This window comes from Lactobacillus sp. ESL0246, from assembly GCF_003692965.1.
Lineage (GTDB): Bacteria > Bacillota > Bacilli > Lactobacillales > Lactobacillaceae > Lactobacillus.
The window spans coordinates 88,020-104,683 of sequence record NZ_REHC01000008.1 but is presented as its reverse complement, the minus strand read 5'-3'; the positions used below and the strand labels follow the sequence as shown (position 1 = coordinate 104,683).

The window sequence follows — 16,664 nt, the reverse complement described above, 5'->3', positions numbered from 1 at the left end:
CGTTGCTATCAAGCGATAGCCAGCGCAAGGGGCGCTCGTCCCTTGGGTCCGAGCGCCCTGTGTTAAAAAGAAAATAAACGATATACAAGCATCTTAGCGGTGCTTTTTTTATGAAGAAATTAAATTTGTGTTGTATGCGTGGAAGTAGGTGAGACAAATAGTGGTAAAGAAAAAGCAATATAAAGGTAGGGTAAATGACTGGCTAACACCAGAAGGACTAGAAACACTTAAGCATTGGGCAAGAAATGGACTTACTAATGACGATATTGCTCATAACATGGGAGTCAGCCGTGACACTTTATATCGCTGGAAAAAAGCGAAATCAGACATTTACGACGCCCTAAAAGAAGGACGCATTCCAGCAGATGCAAAAGTTGAAAGTGCCCTGCATAAACGGGCAACTGGATATATGACAGTTGAAGAACATGAGGAATTGATTAAGCAGGACGATGGAAGCTCAAAAATGGTGGTTGTATCAAGAATAAGAAAGTTTGTCCCACCAGATACAGCAGCAGGTATTTTTTGGCTAAAAAACCGTGATCCAGAACATTGGCGCGAGCAAAAAGAAATTGGTATTAATGGTAGCATTAAGACTAATAGTAATCTTGATAAGTTAAGTGACGAAGATTTACGTAAACTAACCAAATTAGCTGATGATGACAATGATTAATTTAACTATGGATGATAAGGCTGAACTTGCCTTAAGAGCTAAAGAGGAACTGGCTAGGCGTAATTACGTTGACTATTTTAGTTTGGCAAATCCCAAGTCAAAACTATTTGCTCACACAAAATACATTTGTGAGAAAATGCAAAAGATAATCGATGGTGAACGCAAATTCTACATTGTAGAAATGCCGCCTCAGCATGGAAAATCTATGACGATTACGCAAACTTTTCCAAGTTATTATCTTATGCGACATCCCGACAAAAGGGTCATGATTTCAGCATACTCACAAGACCTATTTACTACATTTAGTGATGCGAACAGAAAGCATTTTGAAGAATGGGCTTATCCACTTTTTGGATTGCAACCAGAAAAAAATACTTCAAAAGAGTTCCACGTTAAAGATCATCGTGGGACTTTTTATGCTACATCAATGCTTGGTGGTGCATCTGGTAGACCCGCTGACCTGCTAATCATTGACGATCCTATCAAGAACAGTGAGGAAGCAATGTCAACTACGATTAAAGATAAGATATGGAATGAATGGAACCTAACCTTTTTTCCACGTCTGCAAAAAGGTGGTTCAGTTATAGTCATCATGACTAGGTGGCAAATTGATGACCTAGCAGGAAGATTGATGAAGAAAAAGTCACTACCATGGAAAGAGTTGAAGTTACCAGCGATTGCAGAAGACATCCCTGATGGAGAGACTGATGCAATTGGTCGGCATAACGGGGATGCCCTTTGCCCACAACTGCATACGATTGACTCACTTAAGATACATAAGCATGATATGGGATCACAGAAGTTTGCTGCACTATATCAGCAACGACCTAGTTTAGCTGCCGGCAACATTTTTAGACGGGATTGGGTAAAGTTTTATGTTCCAAGCAGAGCAAAGATGATTGAACTTGGCTTAACTGATAAAGAAGTAGAAATATTACCTAAACATCTAGACACTGAAGTTCAGGCTTGGGATGCAACCTTTAAGAGTAAGGAAAATGATGACTTTGTTGCTGGCCAAACATGGGCAAAGCGTGCTGCTAATCTATATCTCCGTCCGTATTGGTGCCATAAGCGTTTAACTTTTACCCAAACATTAGATGAGATTAGAGCCATGACTAAACGATATCCACATGCTACAGCCAAGCTAGTTGAGGATAAAGCAAATGGTCCAGCTATTATTGATACACTAAAAAAAGAGATACCTGGTATTATTCCGGTATCTCCAGGCGCTGACAGCAAAGAGGCACGTGCAAGCTCTGTGAGTCCTGTATGGGAAGCTGGTCAGATATATGTTCCGCATCCCCTATGGGTGCCAGAGATTGAAGACTGGCTAGAAGAAGTATTTGGCTTCCCCAACATGCCACATGACGATAACGTGGACTCAATGGTCTATGCTGTTAGACGTCTAAGTGATAAGGATAGCAATAGGCCAATCATTAGATTTTAGAAAGGAGGCATGCAATGAAATTACCAAAAATTAAGGTTCAATGGCGTAATGACAGCAAGGCATGGCGTAATGATGGGATGAACTATAATCCTAGAGTCCCTTATGATTCCTTGAAATGGCAGTTTACAGGGGATGAACAGGACTACGACTTACTAAACAATCAATACAAACATGATGCTATTGCACGCAGAGTTGTTGCTAAGCCTGCAGAAGACGCAACACGTAACGGCTGGAGATTAGTCATACCTGATGATCCAGACAAGCAAGACGCTTATCAGGACGCATTAGATAAGTTGAGGCTGAATGATGTATTAACCCAACAACTGATTTACCAAAGACTTCATGGCGATGGTTATATTAACTTTGGTATTAAAGAAAAAAATGCTACTGATGAAAGCAAACAACTTAATCCCGATGATGTGGTCGATGTTGCGTTTGTTCATGCCTTTGGCCAAAACCACGTTGATAGCTACCAGGTCAACAATGATCCAACTAGTAACAATTTCAAAAAAGAACAAGCGGTAGTAATTAGACAGACGCAGGCTGGCTCAACGATTAATAGCAATGGTAATCAAGTGCCGGAGTTAGCTAACACTAAGCCAATAATCATTGATAAAAGCCGTTATTTTCACATTAGTCTGGATAAGTTTGAAGATGACCGAACTGGGACTTCAATAATTACAAGATGCCAAGATCAAATTAAGGCCATGAATACGGCAATAGAAAGTGTCGGTAAGATACTTCGTGAATTTACAATTAAGGTATTCAAAAGTGATAAAGTCATGGGAATGGACGATATCAAATACCAAGAGGCGGTTAGAAATCTATCGCAAGCAATGAATACTGAATCAATTGCTTTTATCGGAAGTGAAGACGATCTTGCCAAGGTATCAACTCCAACAAATGGCATGGACACTCTGTTTAATTTTGCCTGGCAGAGCTTAAGCACAGCATGCAATATTCCTAAATCTGTTTTAACTGGGGAGCAAGCAGGCTCTCTAGCCGGAGCTAGTCAAGATGTGGTCAATTATTACGACACAATTAAATCAATGCAGGAGACATTGCTTAAGCCTGAAATAGAATACATAGTTAAGCTATTGATGTATGCGGACAATGTAGCAGGTGGACAGGAAAATCCAGACGATCTAGAGTGGCACATTGAGTTTAAACCGCTCTGGTCACCGGACGATAAGACGCAATCAGAAACGTTGGTTAACCATGTCAACGCTGCTTCAACATTAGTAGGTTCAGGAATATATGATCCTGACGAAGCCCGTCAGATGCTTGACGGTCAAGGTAATAATGCCATTCAAGGGATGCAAACATCCCCCAAAACAGATAGTATTGATAAGTTGACACCAGAGCAGATTGAGCAATATCTTGATGATATGAAGAAGGCAACACATGGTTCGAAGACGTAATGGCTATCCGATTAAGCTTGAAAAGTGGTATGAGCGAGAGTTGTGCAAGCTAATAAATAGTTGGAGAAGCCAAGCAGATGATTTTTTTCAAGCGTTTATTAAGCAACACGTTTTAGGGGGCTCAAAAATACTGCAAGATGCAGCTAATGATGATCCTAATTGGGCTAATGTAGTTCAGCAAGCTCTTAAGCTGTTTGCTGTCACAATGGATAGTGCCCAAGATGAACATACTACAGAGTCAATTGTTAGAAGATGGCTTATTAGTGTGGATAATTTCAGTCTGAGCAAGGTCAAGAAATATGCAAGCAGTGCTCAGATTGAAGTTGGAACCATTGCTATTAATCCGCTAAAGGACAATACGACTCTTGTTAACTACACTAAAGGCAAGATTACTGAAAATACTGCGTTAATTAAAACTATGAAACGCAGATACATTGATCAGCTACAGAATGACATCTATTACAACATCAACAATGGAGGTGGTGCGACTGATATATCACATGCAATCAATTACCGTACAGGGATGACGTTACGTCATGCTGGACTAATAGCTACCGATCAGACTGGTAAGGTATTATCTCAACTAGATGCGTATCGCAATAAGCAGGTAGGCTTTACTAAGTACATTTGGCGCTCAATGGAAGATGGTCGGGTAAGACCTAAGCATCGAGAGCTAGACGGTAAGACGTTTAAATATGATGACCCTAACGGTGGTGACAATGGTCAACTGCCTGGAGAACCGATAAGATGTCGGTGTTACCAAGACCCAGTTGATGAAGAATAGTAGACGCTCTGTCATGAGTGTCTTTTTTTATGCCAAAAAGGAGGCAAAAAATGGCTGATGATTCGAAAAAAGATATTAAGGACAATAACATTGCTAACACTAATACTGACACTAGCAAACCCAGTGTTAGCCAAACCAAAGAAGATAGCAAGACAGTAGATGTACCAGTTACTGATTCAATCGGTAACTGGCAACAAAATAAAGGAGGTGAGCAAATAATGGCAAAAGACCCCGAAGGGATGTTTGACTACTCAAAATGTCAAACATATACCGTTAAGAAGAGCGATACATTATTTGATGTAGCGCAGAAGTTCGAAGTAGCGTTGCAACAACTGCGGTATTTTAACCACTTAGATAAAGCCACATGGCGGATTAGGGAAGGACAAACATTGTATATTCCCACCAAACCAATCCATGTGCCGACAGGTAAGTAGATATGCTGACGCGGTATGATACTGCACCAATCGATAAGGTTGCGCAAGACGCTCAGACAGGGTTTATCCACATAACAGATGTGCCAATAGCTCGTGTGGGCGTTTTTCCGTATCTTAAGGCAGATAGCTCTGTTGAAATGGAAGCAAAACTTCCAGATGAGCTATTAAGTGATAGCACAGTTTCTAGTGCAGATAGTAAGCCTGTGACCAATGATCATCCCTCAGAGCTAGTTAATCAGCAAAATGCTTCAAAATATATGAAGGGGTTCACTGCTGACAATGCACATGTGGATAATGACACGTTAAAGGTCGACATGACGATCACTGATGCAGATCTTATATCAGAGATAAATAAAGGCAAGCAGGAACTGTCTATTGGATTCGAAACGGAAATCGTTCCTGAAAAGGGAGAATACAAGGGCGTTGCTTATGATTCGGTTCAGAGAAATATACAGATAAACCATGTGGCTGTCGTTAAACATGGTCGTGCTGGTCATTCAGTGCGATTAATAGGCGACAGTGCAGAAATGGTTGAACAAAATAATGTTCATAAGAAAGGACAAAGTATGGAAACAACAAAGGTGCGCTTGAATGACGCAGATGTAACAGTTGCTACTGGGGATGCAGACAAGATCATCAAGTTAGATGCTGACAATTCTGAAAAGCAGAGACAAATTGACGACCTCAAAGCAAAGATTAAAGAAATGCAAGACCAGTTAGCCAAACTTCAAGGTGACGATGATAAAAACAAGAAAAATGCTGATAAAGCGCAAGCTAAAGCAGATGCAGCTGAAAAGGAATTAGCTGATCTTAAAGAAAAGTATTCTGGGGATGCTATGGACAAGGCTGTTACTGCACGCTTGGAATTGATTAACAAAGTTAAACCTTATGTAGGTGATAGCTACGATTTTGCAGGCAAATCAGAAAAGCAATTGAAGCTTGATGCAATTAAAGCACTAGATGATTCAGTTGATTTGACCAACAAGTCTGATGACTATATAGACGCTTATTTTGATTCAATGTGCAAGACAAGCATTTTAGCGCACATAAATGGATACAATGGTCCACAGCCAAATATTAATAATGACAGTAGCGATATCGAGAAATTAAGATTTGATCGTTATCATTTAGCAGATAAGAAATAAAGGAGGAAATAATATGGCTATTCCAGATGGAACTCTATATCACGATGGACCGCACAGTGCTGGTAGTCCAGCAGATGTGTTTGATGATCACACTGTAAATACCGAACATGCAGGGGATGCAATTAATTTTGGATCAGCTGTTGTTCTTAAGGATGGCGAAGCCGTAACAGCATCTCAAGGTCCTATTTACGGCATTGCACTAAAGCGTACATACGTAGATGCTGCTGATTTAACTGAAGAGAGTATTAATAATGACAAGTGGAAAGCTGGAGAAACATTAGGTGTCGCTCGAGAAGGTACTTGGTGGGTTCCAATTAGCGAAGATGTCAACCGTGGTGATAATGCTACTGTTGACGCTAACGGCAAATTTAAGCCAGCAGGTAGTTCTGACAAAATTGTAGGGATGTTTCTGTCTGATGGTGATAAAGGTAGCACTGCCACTGTTCAAATTCGAGTTCAAATTGAAGCAGGAGTTTCTACCAACTCATCAACGACCCCTAGTCAACCATCAAATAATAGTACTGATAATAGTACGTCAGGCAAAAAATAAAGGAGGAAATTAAATGGAAAATATGGGCTTAGTTAGCAAAGCGCAACTTACACAATTAGATAGCATTATTTATGATCCAAAAAGTGCGCCATTAGTGGCACGTAACTTATTCACATCTTACCAAGTTCCAGCTACACAAGATTTTTATACATATCGAGTTCGCAATAGCATTACTGAAGCTAAAGAATATACCAATCGAATGACAGATATCCCTCAGGTAGAAGAAGGAATTACGGAATTTACGATACCATTAACCGAAAGCATTCTGGCAGCTTCATTTACAAAATCTGAGGTTGAAAAAGCTAAAGTAACTGGTATGGATTTGGTTGCTGATCAAGGCAGGCTTGTTGCTCAGGGTTTAAGTGAAAGAGAAGACAGGATAATTTTTAACGGGCTAGAATCAAAAAAAATTATTGGCTTAACCAACACAGACGTTGAAAAGACTGGTTTTCAACAGATCAATGCAGAGCAGACTTTTGCTGAGCTTGCAACGGACACTGAAGACGGTGCGTTGAAACTGCGTAATTTTTTCAAAGAAGCAGTTGGTAAGATTACTCACCTTGTCGGATATGATAATGCCAAGCCAACTTTACTATTGCCACAGGCTGAAATTGACGAATTAGAGAGACCCTTCAACAAATATAATCCGCAGCTAACTGTTAGATCATTGATTGAACCTTGGTTAACTAAAATTGTCGCCGTTCCTGAACTTGAGGGTAAAAATTGGCATGCTAAGAATGCGCACCTAGCCGATAGAAACAAGGACATGGGTATCCTTTGCTTAACCGATCCAGAAGTTGCACAGATTCCTGATGCATATCCAATTACGAGACAGCCAACTGAATACAGTAAGTTAGTAACCACTGTACCTTACATGGAAAAGCATGGTGGTTTGGCTGTACGTTACCCTTCAGCATTCGTTCAATTATTGAACATCAACTAGAGGTGCATCATGAGTGCAGATGTAAAGGCAGATGATCTGAAAGAGCTGGCACCAAGCTTAGTGTCAGATATCCCGGAAGAAAGCATTACTGCGTTAATTAGTAATGCTTATTTAATTGCTCTCGGAGATCACTTCCCAAAAGAAGTGAAAATCGATGACGAAGGGATGCCAGTACGACAGATGGCCACTGAATACATGGCTCTGCACCTGTTATCCACAGAAGGTAAGTCTGGTCAGGGCATTGTGTCTGAAAAAGTCGGTTCTCTGGAGCGACATTATAGTGCAGCAGTTAACACGGACTGGCTTAATGGCTCTCCTTGGGGGCAGGCTTACCTGCGACTATATAAGCAGTATGGTGGCAGTAGCAAGAGCAGATATGCGGTGGTGCAACATTGAGTTTAGAGAAAAAGGGGGACTTCGGCTTTGACAAAATCGAAAAGGAACTGAGCTACCTGAAACAGAACCAAATAGCTGTTGGCTTTTTTGGCGAAGACGACAGTCTCTTACTAACGGTGGTCAGAGCTAACGAGTATGGAGCGCACATAGTGCCAAAAAACACTAAGTATCTTTGGGTACCTTCAAGTAATGCAATTCATCGCTACGGTAAAACTGTTCGTGCTAGGGATGTTAAAGGGCTATTTGTGCCCAAGGGGAAACATGTTGCATGTGTCTTTGAGAACGGTAAATCAGTAGTCTATTTTTACTTAATGTCAAAATCTGACATACCAGCACGTCCTTTCTTGCGAAAATCATTAGATGAAAACAAGAAAAAGTACGGACAAATCATTAAAGCTGGTATCGAAGATGTTCTCTACAATAACGGCACTGGCAAAAAACTATTGTCTAAGCTAGGCATTACTGCAGTAGCTGACATTAGACGCACATTGACCAGATGGACTAAGCCAGGCAACGCCCCATTGACCATTGCTAATAAAAAGGGGCAGAACGATCCATTGACAGACACTGGTGATTTGCCAAAACGAGTTACCTGGAAGATTATCCCGATAGGAGGCAAGGATGAGTAGTTTTTATTTGTCGTTTAAAGACATGCTGAAAGACTTCGGAGTGGACATCAAGGTCTATCCCTATAAGAGCCCAGCTGATAAACCTCATTACCACTATGTGGGAGGGATTAAAGTTCCTGATAATGATCAAGTAGAACCTGAACTGCGTCATGAGCCAGTCTTGCCTGTTAGCGACATGACAGCCATGATGCCTCAGTTCTTGCCCGGTGGGGTTTTGCAACAGGGAGACCTGGTGTGGTACTCAACTGGCGTGTATTCTGAAAATACTAGGGTTGAAGTGCCTTCTCAGGGAGGGATGTTTCGGGTAATGCCTTTTTCAAATTATAAAGACTACTCAGATGTCATTATCTATGAGTTAAAAGGGGATGATAAACATTCAGCAAACTAAATTGCCTGAATTAAGTGATCACTATTTAGTCCAATACATCCTGGGCAAGATAGTAAATCATGTGTGCAATTGTGAGCTGGTGGAGCAGAACAATTTTGATGAGATGGAAGATTATCCCTTTGCTACTTTTAATTGGATTACCTTAAATAACCCAACAACTAGCGACTGGTTAAAAGATCATCCCCAATATGTCTGCACCATGCAAATTGACATCCATGCAACGACATCAATTGAAGCATTAGAGTTAGCTGGCAAGCTTTACACAGCACTACATGAGAGCCCCTATGCTAGGGCATTTAAACAGGCACAGATCGTGCCACAGAAAATTACAAATACGAGCAATCGGACCACATTGTCTGGCATCAACTATGACAATGACTATGGCTTTGACTGCTCATTTTTAGTTAATGGTAATTTCACATTTCAAGAAAAAGACCTGCAGTTTGACTTTGAAGATACAGATATCAAGTCAATTAATGCTGCAGGCAATACAGAATTGACAGACGGAACTGTCACTAACAATTAATAACAAAGGAGAAAATAATGGCAAATACAATAGTAGCCTACGATAGACCATCAGATGTTGATGTTGTGATGTCTATTGTTAGACCTAAGCCTACAGTTGGTTTAGGCAATCTTTTAATTATCAATCAATTATCGGGTACGCCTGGACAGAGTGACTCTGGCAATACCAGTACACCATCTGATCAAGCAGTAACACCTTCTGACACTATTACGGAAGAAGAAAGACTGGATGGTTTACTATCGCGCAAAACTGATACAGCCACTGGTGCCGTTTACCGCGAATATTCATCGCTAGATGGCGTTAAGGTTGACTACACAGACAATGAGGATGTTCTAGCCAAAGCAGAAGCATATTTTGCTCAGGCAAACCATTCAGACCGCGTAGCAGTGTTAGATATACCTAGCGGAAAAGAGCAGGATGCATTAGGTGCATTCTGGTTCTTTAATTGGACCTTTGCAGTAAGAGCTAAAAGCGATGATGAACAATCTGAACTTACTTTGCTTTCAAATATTTTTGAAGCAAACAAAGATCATTTCTTGGTAATCCAAACAAACGATGTATCTGCATTAATTGCTTTACAAGGTCAAAATTACACGATTGGTCTAAAACATGACATTGCTGAGGCAGCCGATGCAGCATTTGTTGGCGCAATCGCCACATTACCAGTTGGTTCTGTTACATGGAAGTTCAAAACTCTTAATGGAATTACACCTGAAAGCTTAACCGCTACAGAACTAGTTGGTATTAACAAGGTCAATGCTGTAGCCTACACTACCGTTTTTGGCAAAGATCAGACAACAGAAGGCAAGGTTCTGTCTGGTGAATACATTGATACCATACATGGCATCATCTGGGTTAAGAGCAATATGGAATCGGCAATGGAGAAGTTGCTACAAGACAATGACAAAGTTCCATATAACCAAGCTGGCATTAATTTGGTGCTAGGAGCAGCAACTCAAGTCTTAAATAAGGCTTATGAGCAAGGAATCATTCAAGCCGACGCCAATGGCAAGGCTGACTTTACTATTAGCGCAACCCCTCGTGAGCAACAGTCAGCACAGGACCTATCTAATCGTCATTACGGTGGCTTGAGTTTCGCCTACCATGCGTCAGGTGCAATTCATACTCTAACAGTCCACGGAACTGTTAATTCAGACACTATTTTGCAATAAAAGGAGGATAAAAAATGTCACAAAATTCAGCATTAACTGGCTTAGCTACCAAAACTTATAATGCGGCTGATACCGTTGTTATGGTAGATGGGCACCAAATATACGCTTATGGCGAAGATACAATGTATACGGCTGACTATGATAACGATACTGTTACCGTTAAACAAGATCCGCAAGGTAATGGTGTTGCTTCAAAAAACGCTAAACATGGTGGTACTATTACTCTTAACATTTTCGAAACTGCTCCAGTAGTTAAGCTTCTTCACGATTTAGCAGAAACTGGAAATTTTCCAGTCGATATTGTAACGTCATCAATTCATATTTCAGCAACTCATTGTTGGATTCCTAAGAAACCTACTTCAACTGGTGCCGCTGAAGCGTCAAATCAAGCATGGCAAATCAAGGCTTTGTACATGGACGAAACGCCTCTTGTTGATGAAATATAAGGATTGTTAGTTAATATAAGCCCGTATGGGATGCTTAGTAAAAAGGAGATAAATTTAAATGGCAACTACAAAAAAAACAGAAACTAAAAAGACCAATTCAGAATTAGCATTGGAGGCACATAACAGAGAAGTTAGAACTGCAAAGCAAGCAAAGACTTCTGAAATTGAAACAATGATGGGTAAAACCCAAGAAATTACTCTTGGCAAAGGCACTGATAAAGAATACACAGTGGTTTTGCAGTTCCCAGGCGTAGCACGTGCAATGGAAATAGAAGATATTGCAGCCAATAGATTTAACAACATTGCATTTAGCGCCCTGATGGAAGAGTGCGTTAAGGATGTGATTGTTTCACCTAAAATTAGCTCTGTAAATTACTGGAACTCTCATCCGGGTTTAGATGAGCTAGCACCTCAAGTGCTTCGATTTCTTAACCAGGGGCTTGCAGGTCAGCTTTAATCAACGCCAAATAAAGCATAAGGCTGATGCTTTAGAGCCACAATTAAGGCTAGTAATGCATGGTGTACCTATTGAGCTAGTGGATCATGCAACTGCTGATCAATTAGCTGTAATGCAAGAGATTGTAAACAGAGATATTGAAGAACGGTTCAAAATCAATAGCACTGCAACAAATAACGGCATTGCGACTGCATTTGGTGCTAAAAAATAAGCAGGAGACGATATCTGTCAATAGCTTTTTTAGAAAATTAAGAAGAAAGGAGGTAAATTAATGGCTAACCATGAAGGCTATAGCTTAGGTGTTAATGTTGATTTTAGTCAAATAGAAAAAGCTAACAAAGCTACTGGTGCGTTATATGAAGCTTTGAGCAAGGTTAATCAGAGATTCTCAGGGATGCATGCTCCCAGCGGACTCCCAAATGAAATAAATCACATAAGCACAGTAACAGCATCATATATTCAACGCCTTGAATCTGAAGGAAAGACTTACCAAGCCAACCAAGAACGGGTTAGAGCTTACAAAACTGCTATTTCAGAACTTTCACAAAAGCAAAACTCTCTGGAAAACGAGCTGACCAAGATTGCTGAAAAAACTGGCGAAACTAGTAGCGCTTTTCAAAGACAACAGGTAAGGATTAACCAGAATGCGACTGAAATTAACAAGTTTAAGTCAGCTATCAGTGATACAAATGACGAGTTAAGAAAAAATAGCGTTTCTGTTTTTCAAAAAGTTAAAAACAAGCTGGATGACACAGCGGCTTCGGCAACTAAAACACATTCTGTTTTCAAATCAATACTTGGTGCAAACCTAGTTTCGAATGCAGTGATGAGTGGCTTCAACTTTGTCAAATCTAGCTTGGGCGAGATGATTCATTCAGCTCACGAATACAACATAGCACAGCAGACCATGAATGCTACCTGGCTTACCTTAACGGGTAATGCTAATAAGGGCAAAGGCATGGTTAAGCAAATTGATGACATGGCTGCAGCCGCACAAAACTCTACTGCTATGGTTGATAACCTAAGTCAGAAGTTTTATGCCATTGACAAGGATCCTAAAGAAACCGGACAATTAGTTAAATCAGTATTAACATTGCAGGATGCGTTCGGAAAAAGTGACGATGAAGTCGAAAACTTCGGTACACAGTTCGGACAAATGATGGCTAATGGCAAAGTGTCTGCACAAGATATGATGTCATTTGTTAACGTATTTCCAGTCATAAGAACGAATCTGTTAAAGACGATGCAGACTCAGACTAAGAATCATAAGCTGACGATGAAGCAGATGAACGACCTAATGTCCAAGGGCAAGATCAGCTCAAAGACTATGATTGGCGTGGTTGAAAGCACTGCTCACCAATACCGCAATGCCACGGATAATTTCAACAAAACTATCCCAGGGATGGTTAGAACTGTTAAATCCCAAATGCCACGATTAATGTCTGCATTTGATAAGCCATTTACAAAAATGGAGAATCCGCTGATTAAGCAAATTAGTAAGTGGTCCACATCAAAAGATACTGAAAAAGCATTTAACAGACTAGGCAGTTCTGTTTCCAAAGGCATCAATAAGGCTGCAGTTCCATTTGTCGGTAATAACGGAAAAAAAGTGTCGGCAACGAAAGTGTTAAACAATGGTATTGACAATATTAGTGCTGGTACAACTTCATTCTTCAATTGGATCGCAAAACATGGTAATGACCTTAAGACTTTCGGCAGTAGCCTCTTATCTATTTCTGGGGCCCTGGGTAAAGGAGTTTGGAAAGACGCTTCGACTATTTTTGTTGATATTGGTAAAGCAACAGGCTTAATTGGCCAAAATGCTGAAAAGCATGGTGGTGCAATACATGCAATTGCAGAAGGCTTTGACAATTTAGCTAAAAATAAAACAGCTCTTAAGATAGTTTCTGATGCAATCGTTGCAATGGTAGCTGTAAAAGGTGCTAAAAAAGTAGCCAAGCCGTTTGTTGACATTGCTGGTTATGGCTATAAGGCATCTAAGCATGTGTGGTCATTTGTTAAAGGCTTAAAAGGCATTGATGATGTCAAAGGTATTGATGATGTATCAGTTAAATACCTGCATTCTGGCAATAAGTTTAGGGATGTCGGCAAAACTCTTGGTGGTGAATTATCTAAAGGCTTCAACTCAACAGTAAATTTTGGAAAAGCAGTAAAAGCCAAAGCTGAAAGCTTAGGCAAAGGATTGTTCACGCAACAAGGTGGAGCAGGCTCTCTTAATGGTTTGCTTCAATCGGCTCATTCAGCTGGCGGATTAAAAGGACTTTCCACAGCAGGAAAAATCGGAACTGGACTAGCAGGTGCTGGTGTCGCAATAGATGCAGGCTCTGAGTTTGTCAATGCCTTCAAGGATCGACATTCAGCCGACAAGCGCAGCCAGGATATCGGTAAGGGCATTGGCTCAGGTATCGGTGGTGGCATTGGACTTTGGTTTGGTGGTCCATTAGGCGCAGCCATTGGCTCGCAAATCGGCAAAGTTGTCGGTGGCTGGGGCGGTCAAGCGGTTAACAAGTTCACCAAAGGCTGGCAGTCAAATAAGCCGCCTAAAAAGTTATGGTCACTGGAAAACCTGGGCTGGTCTACACATGACATGGCCAAGAAGACTGGTAAAGCAGCCAAAAATGCGGTTAACAGTCTAAAAAAAGGTTGGCAATCTAAAAAGCCGCCTAAGAAATTCTGGTCCCTAGAAAACCTAGGTTGGACTTCACATAATTTGTGGAACAAGACAGCCTATGGTACGGCAATTAATGCTGAAAAAGCTCTAGCTAAGGGATGGCTTGCTAAAAAACCGCCAAAGAATTTCTGGAGTCTTGAAAATCTAGGTTGGTCGACCAAGAACATGTTTAATGGCTTCATTAAAGGTGTCAAAAGTGTCATTGGTTGGTTCAAGGACCAATGGCATGGCTTGACTTCATGGTTCAATGACAAGAAACAAGGCTTTGACAAGTGGGCTGGTGGTGTCGGCAAAGCTATTGGCAATTTTACTAAACCTGCCACGAAGTCAGTTAAAGCACATGCTCAAGGCGACACAATTAGATCTAACCACACTGCTCTAGTTGGAGAAGGCGGAGCAGAGCTGGCATATACCGTTAATGGCAATAATGCTCGTCTTCTTGGTGCAAACGGCCCTGAGATTGCCAAAGTTCATGCTAATGAACATATTTTGAATGCTAAAGATACCCACAAGGTATTGCATGGTGGCTTAGGACAGGGATATGTGCTAAAAGGCTATGCTAACGGAAATACTAATCTTGACAAAGTAGCTAAAAACACTACTTCATCCTGGGCAAAGATAACTGCCGAGACTGGCAAAGAGACCAAAAAGACACGTGTCCGTACAGTTAAAGACTACACTACGATGCGCAAAGGCGTCCATTCTCAGATGGACAGTCTGCATGATGGCACCATTAATTTAGCTAAGTCGACATCCAGAGGCTTTGGCAAAGCTCTCGACAAAATGAAGGGCTATGCCAAAGATGCCATGCAAGACACGATTGATCAGATTAATCGTGGTATTAGTGGTATTGACAAAGTCTTAAGCCAGTTTGGCGGTAATGCAAGTGTCATTAAACCTGTTAAGTTTGCTGCAGGATCAAATGGACGCTTAACTCACAACACGCTAGCAATGGTTAATGATGCCCAGTCAGGACCACGTCAGGAGGCAATTGTTAAAGGCTCAGGTGACATTTGGATCCCACGTGGCAATAATCGCATATTACCGCTTGAGAAGAATGATGCCGTGCTTAATGGCTCGCAAACACAAAGCCTAGCACATAGCTGGGGGATGCCACACTTTGCAAAGGGCAGTGGTGTTTCCACCAGCTTTTTGAAAAAGTTAGTTTCAAGAGGCAAGGCTAATCCAGCTAAGAGCTTTGCTAATATGTTCTCAAGCAAGCTTAACCGCGGCAAGATTGACATTACTGCTGGTACAATTGACCTGACTAAAAATTCAAGCACTAAATATGGTGTGCCGTGGACTAATGCAATGTGGACTGTTATTGACAATGCTATTGGTGCAGGTAATGGTCATGGCGGAACTCGTGAGGCATTCCTAAAATACGCTGAAGCAACATTCAGCGGTGTTAGATACGTCATGGGTGCTGCTTCAAAAATGGCAAGCGATTGCTCAGGCATGGTAATGCAGGCATTGCGTCACTTTAACATTGACATCGGTCGGTCTACGGTCGATATGCAACATTCTGGTGGTACTGAATATTTGGGTAAATCATTATCTAAGACAGTACCAGGTGACCTTGTTATCTTTGGTCATGGAACTGGTGCTGCAGGACACGTGGGTATTATCAAAAACCCACAAACTGGCACTATGTTTAATGAAACGCCACCTAGTGCGCGAGTATCACGGATATCAGACGATACATCTATGGGCTATGGCTTTTACCGTGTTAAAGGTCTGCATGATGCTTCTGCCAAGTCTAATAATGCAAAACCATCAGGAAGATTAATGAGCCTAGCCAAGAGTCAGCTAGGTGCGGGTGCCATAAAATGGATCAAGGATAAGCTCGGTGATGAAGGAGCACTCGGAGCCAATATTGGCGGTGAGGGTGTCCAACGCTGGGCAGGTACAGTTAAGCGCATCTTAGGGATGCTTAACCTGTCTACATCTAAGGGCATGGTCGACAAAGTTTTGCGCCAAATTCAAACAGAATCTGGCGGTAATCCTGCTGCCAAACAGCCAGGTGCCGATCCTGACGGTGATGGCTCTGGTCCAGCACTTGGTTTAATGCAAACCAAACGTGCAACCTTTAATGCTTACAAGCGTAAAGGTGCAGGCAACATCTTTAACGGCCCCGACAATATCTATGCTGGCTTAAATTACGCCAAGCACAAATATGGTCCGGATCTTTCGGCATTAGGAAACGGTCACGGCTATGCTGAAGGTGGCAATCCTCCAGTTGATCAGAATGTTCTTGTTGGCGAAAAAGGACCCGAAATTGCTAGATTTAAAGAACCAGTTCACGTTTACTCTAACAAGCAATCTAAGCATTTTGGCTTAGACCGGGTTCTGGATAAAGTTAAAATCAAAAAGCCTAAATCTGTGGGGATGTCACCTAATGTCACTATTAACATTAACGGTAATATTTCATCAGAGAGTGATGCCAGAAAGTATGCTGATATTATTGATCGCAGATTGGCACAGTATTTCGAAACAATTGGATTAGATTTTGGATAATAAGTAGAGATAGCATTTAAGCCATCTCTTTTTTATAAATTAGAAAG

17 protein-coding genes are annotated in these 16,664 nt (G+C 41.2%); all 17 read left to right on the top strand.

Going from position 1 to position 16,664, the window contains the following annotated elements; all coding sequences use genetic code 11:
- The first annotated feature begins 160 nt into the window (after positions 1 to 160).
- Genes F5ESL0246_RS04500 through F5ESL0246_RS04420 form a run of 17 tightly spaced genes read left to right on the top strand, consistent with a single transcriptional unit; the run spans position 161 to position 16,617 of the window.
- Positions 161 to 670: a helix-turn-helix domain-containing protein gene (locus tag F5ESL0246_RS04500; RefSeq protein WP_122018330.1), complete on the top strand. Its 510-nt coding sequence runs from the start codon at positions 161 to 163 to the stop codon at positions 668 to 670.
- Positions 663 to 2,117: a phage terminase large subunit gene (gene terL / locus F5ESL0246_RS04495; protein ID WP_122018564.1), complete on the top strand. Its 1,455-nt coding sequence runs from the start codon at positions 663 to 665 to the stop codon at positions 2,115 to 2,117. Before F5ESL0246_RS04500 ends, terL begins: the two co-directional genes overlap by 8 nt.
- Positions 2,118 to 2,131: 14 nt before the next feature.
- Positions 2,132 to 3,538 carry an anti-CBASS protein Acb1 family protein gene (locus F5ESL0246_RS04490; RefSeq protein WP_122018329.1) on the top strand — a complete coding sequence of 469 codons (1,407 nt, stop codon included), beginning with the start codon at positions 2,132 to 2,134 and terminating at the stop codon, positions 3,536 to 3,538.
- Positions 3,522 to 4,322: a phage minor head protein gene (locus F5ESL0246_RS04485; protein ID WP_122018328.1), complete on the top strand. Its 801-nt coding sequence runs from the start codon at positions 3,522 to 3,524 to the stop codon at positions 4,320 to 4,322. Before F5ESL0246_RS04490 ends, F5ESL0246_RS04485 begins: the two co-directional genes overlap by 17 nt.
- Before the next feature lie 50 nt (positions 4,323 to 4,372).
- Entirely contained in the window at positions 4,373 to 4,756 is a 384-nt protein-coding gene (locus F5ESL0246_RS04480; RefSeq protein ID WP_122018327.1) for a LysM domain-containing protein, read from the top strand.
- A 2-nt stretch (positions 4,757 to 4,758) separates the two neighbouring features.
- Positions 4,759 to 5,901, top strand: a complete 1,143-nt coding sequence (locus F5ESL0246_RS04475) for a DUF2213 domain-containing protein (protein WP_122018326.1) — start codon at positions 4,759 to 4,761, stop codon at positions 5,899 to 5,901.
- Positions 5,902 to 5,914: 13 nt separating this feature from the next.
- Positions 5,915 to 6,451, top strand: a complete 537-nt coding sequence (locus tag F5ESL0246_RS04470; protein ID WP_122018325.1) for a hypothetical protein — start codon at positions 5,915 to 5,917, stop codon at positions 6,449 to 6,451.
- A 13-nt stretch (positions 6,452 to 6,464) separates the two neighbouring features.
- Positions 6,465 to 7,394 (top strand): major capsid family protein, encoded by a 930-nt coding sequence (locus tag F5ESL0246_RS04465; protein WP_122018324.1) that lies wholly within the window; start codon positions 6,465 to 6,467, stop codon positions 7,392 to 7,394.
- Between the two features lie 9 nt (positions 7,395 to 7,403).
- Positions 7,404 to 7,790 carry a DUF4054 domain-containing protein gene (locus F5ESL0246_RS04460; protein WP_122018323.1) on the top strand — a complete coding sequence of 129 codons (387 nt, stop codon included), beginning with the start codon at positions 7,404 to 7,406 and terminating at the stop codon, positions 7,788 to 7,790.
- Entirely contained in the window at positions 7,787 to 8,419 is a 633-nt protein-coding gene (locus tag F5ESL0246_RS04455; RefSeq protein WP_122018322.1) for a hypothetical protein, read from the top strand. The genes F5ESL0246_RS04460 and F5ESL0246_RS04455 overlap by 4 nt, the downstream gene beginning before the upstream one ends.
- Complete coding sequence (locus tag F5ESL0246_RS04450) at positions 8,412 to 8,807, top strand: hypothetical protein (protein ID WP_122018321.1); 396 nt, start codon at positions 8,412 to 8,414, stop codon at positions 8,805 to 8,807. The genes F5ESL0246_RS04455 and F5ESL0246_RS04450 overlap by 8 nt, the downstream gene beginning before the upstream one ends.
- Positions 8,785 to 9,333, top strand: coding sequence for a hypothetical protein (locus tag F5ESL0246_RS04445; protein ID WP_122018320.1), 549 nt, complete (start codon positions 8,785 to 8,787; stop codon positions 9,331 to 9,333). The genes F5ESL0246_RS04450 and F5ESL0246_RS04445 overlap by 23 nt, the downstream gene beginning before the upstream one ends.
- 17 nt (positions 9,334 to 9,350) lie before the next feature.
- Positions 9,351 to 10,505, top strand: coding sequence for a DUF3383 family protein (locus F5ESL0246_RS04440; RefSeq protein WP_122018319.1), 1,155 nt, complete (start codon positions 9,351 to 9,353; stop codon positions 10,503 to 10,505).
- 14 nt (positions 10,506 to 10,519) lie between these two features.
- The gene (locus F5ESL0246_RS04435) at positions 10,520 to 10,951 is read left to right on the top strand and encodes a hypothetical protein (RefSeq protein WP_122018318.1); all 432 of its coding nucleotides are present in this window, start codon (positions 10,520 to 10,522) and stop codon (positions 10,949 to 10,951) included.
- A 58-nt stretch (positions 10,952 to 11,009) separates the two neighbouring features.
- Positions 11,010 to 11,408, top strand: a complete 399-nt coding sequence (locus tag F5ESL0246_RS04430; protein WP_122018317.1) for a hypothetical protein — start codon at positions 11,010 to 11,012, stop codon at positions 11,406 to 11,408.
- Positions 11,392 to 11,619: a hypothetical protein gene (locus F5ESL0246_RS04425; protein ID WP_122018316.1), complete on the top strand. Its 228-nt coding sequence runs from the start codon at positions 11,392 to 11,394 to the stop codon at positions 11,617 to 11,619. The genes F5ESL0246_RS04430 and F5ESL0246_RS04425 overlap by 17 nt, the downstream gene beginning before the upstream one ends.
- 60 nt (positions 11,620 to 11,679) lie before the next feature.
- Positions 11,680 to 16,617, top strand: coding sequence for a tape measure protein (locus F5ESL0246_RS04420; RefSeq protein WP_122018315.1), 4,938 nt, complete (start codon positions 11,680 to 11,682; stop codon positions 16,615 to 16,617).
- Positions 16,618 to 16,664 lie beyond the last annotated feature (47 nt).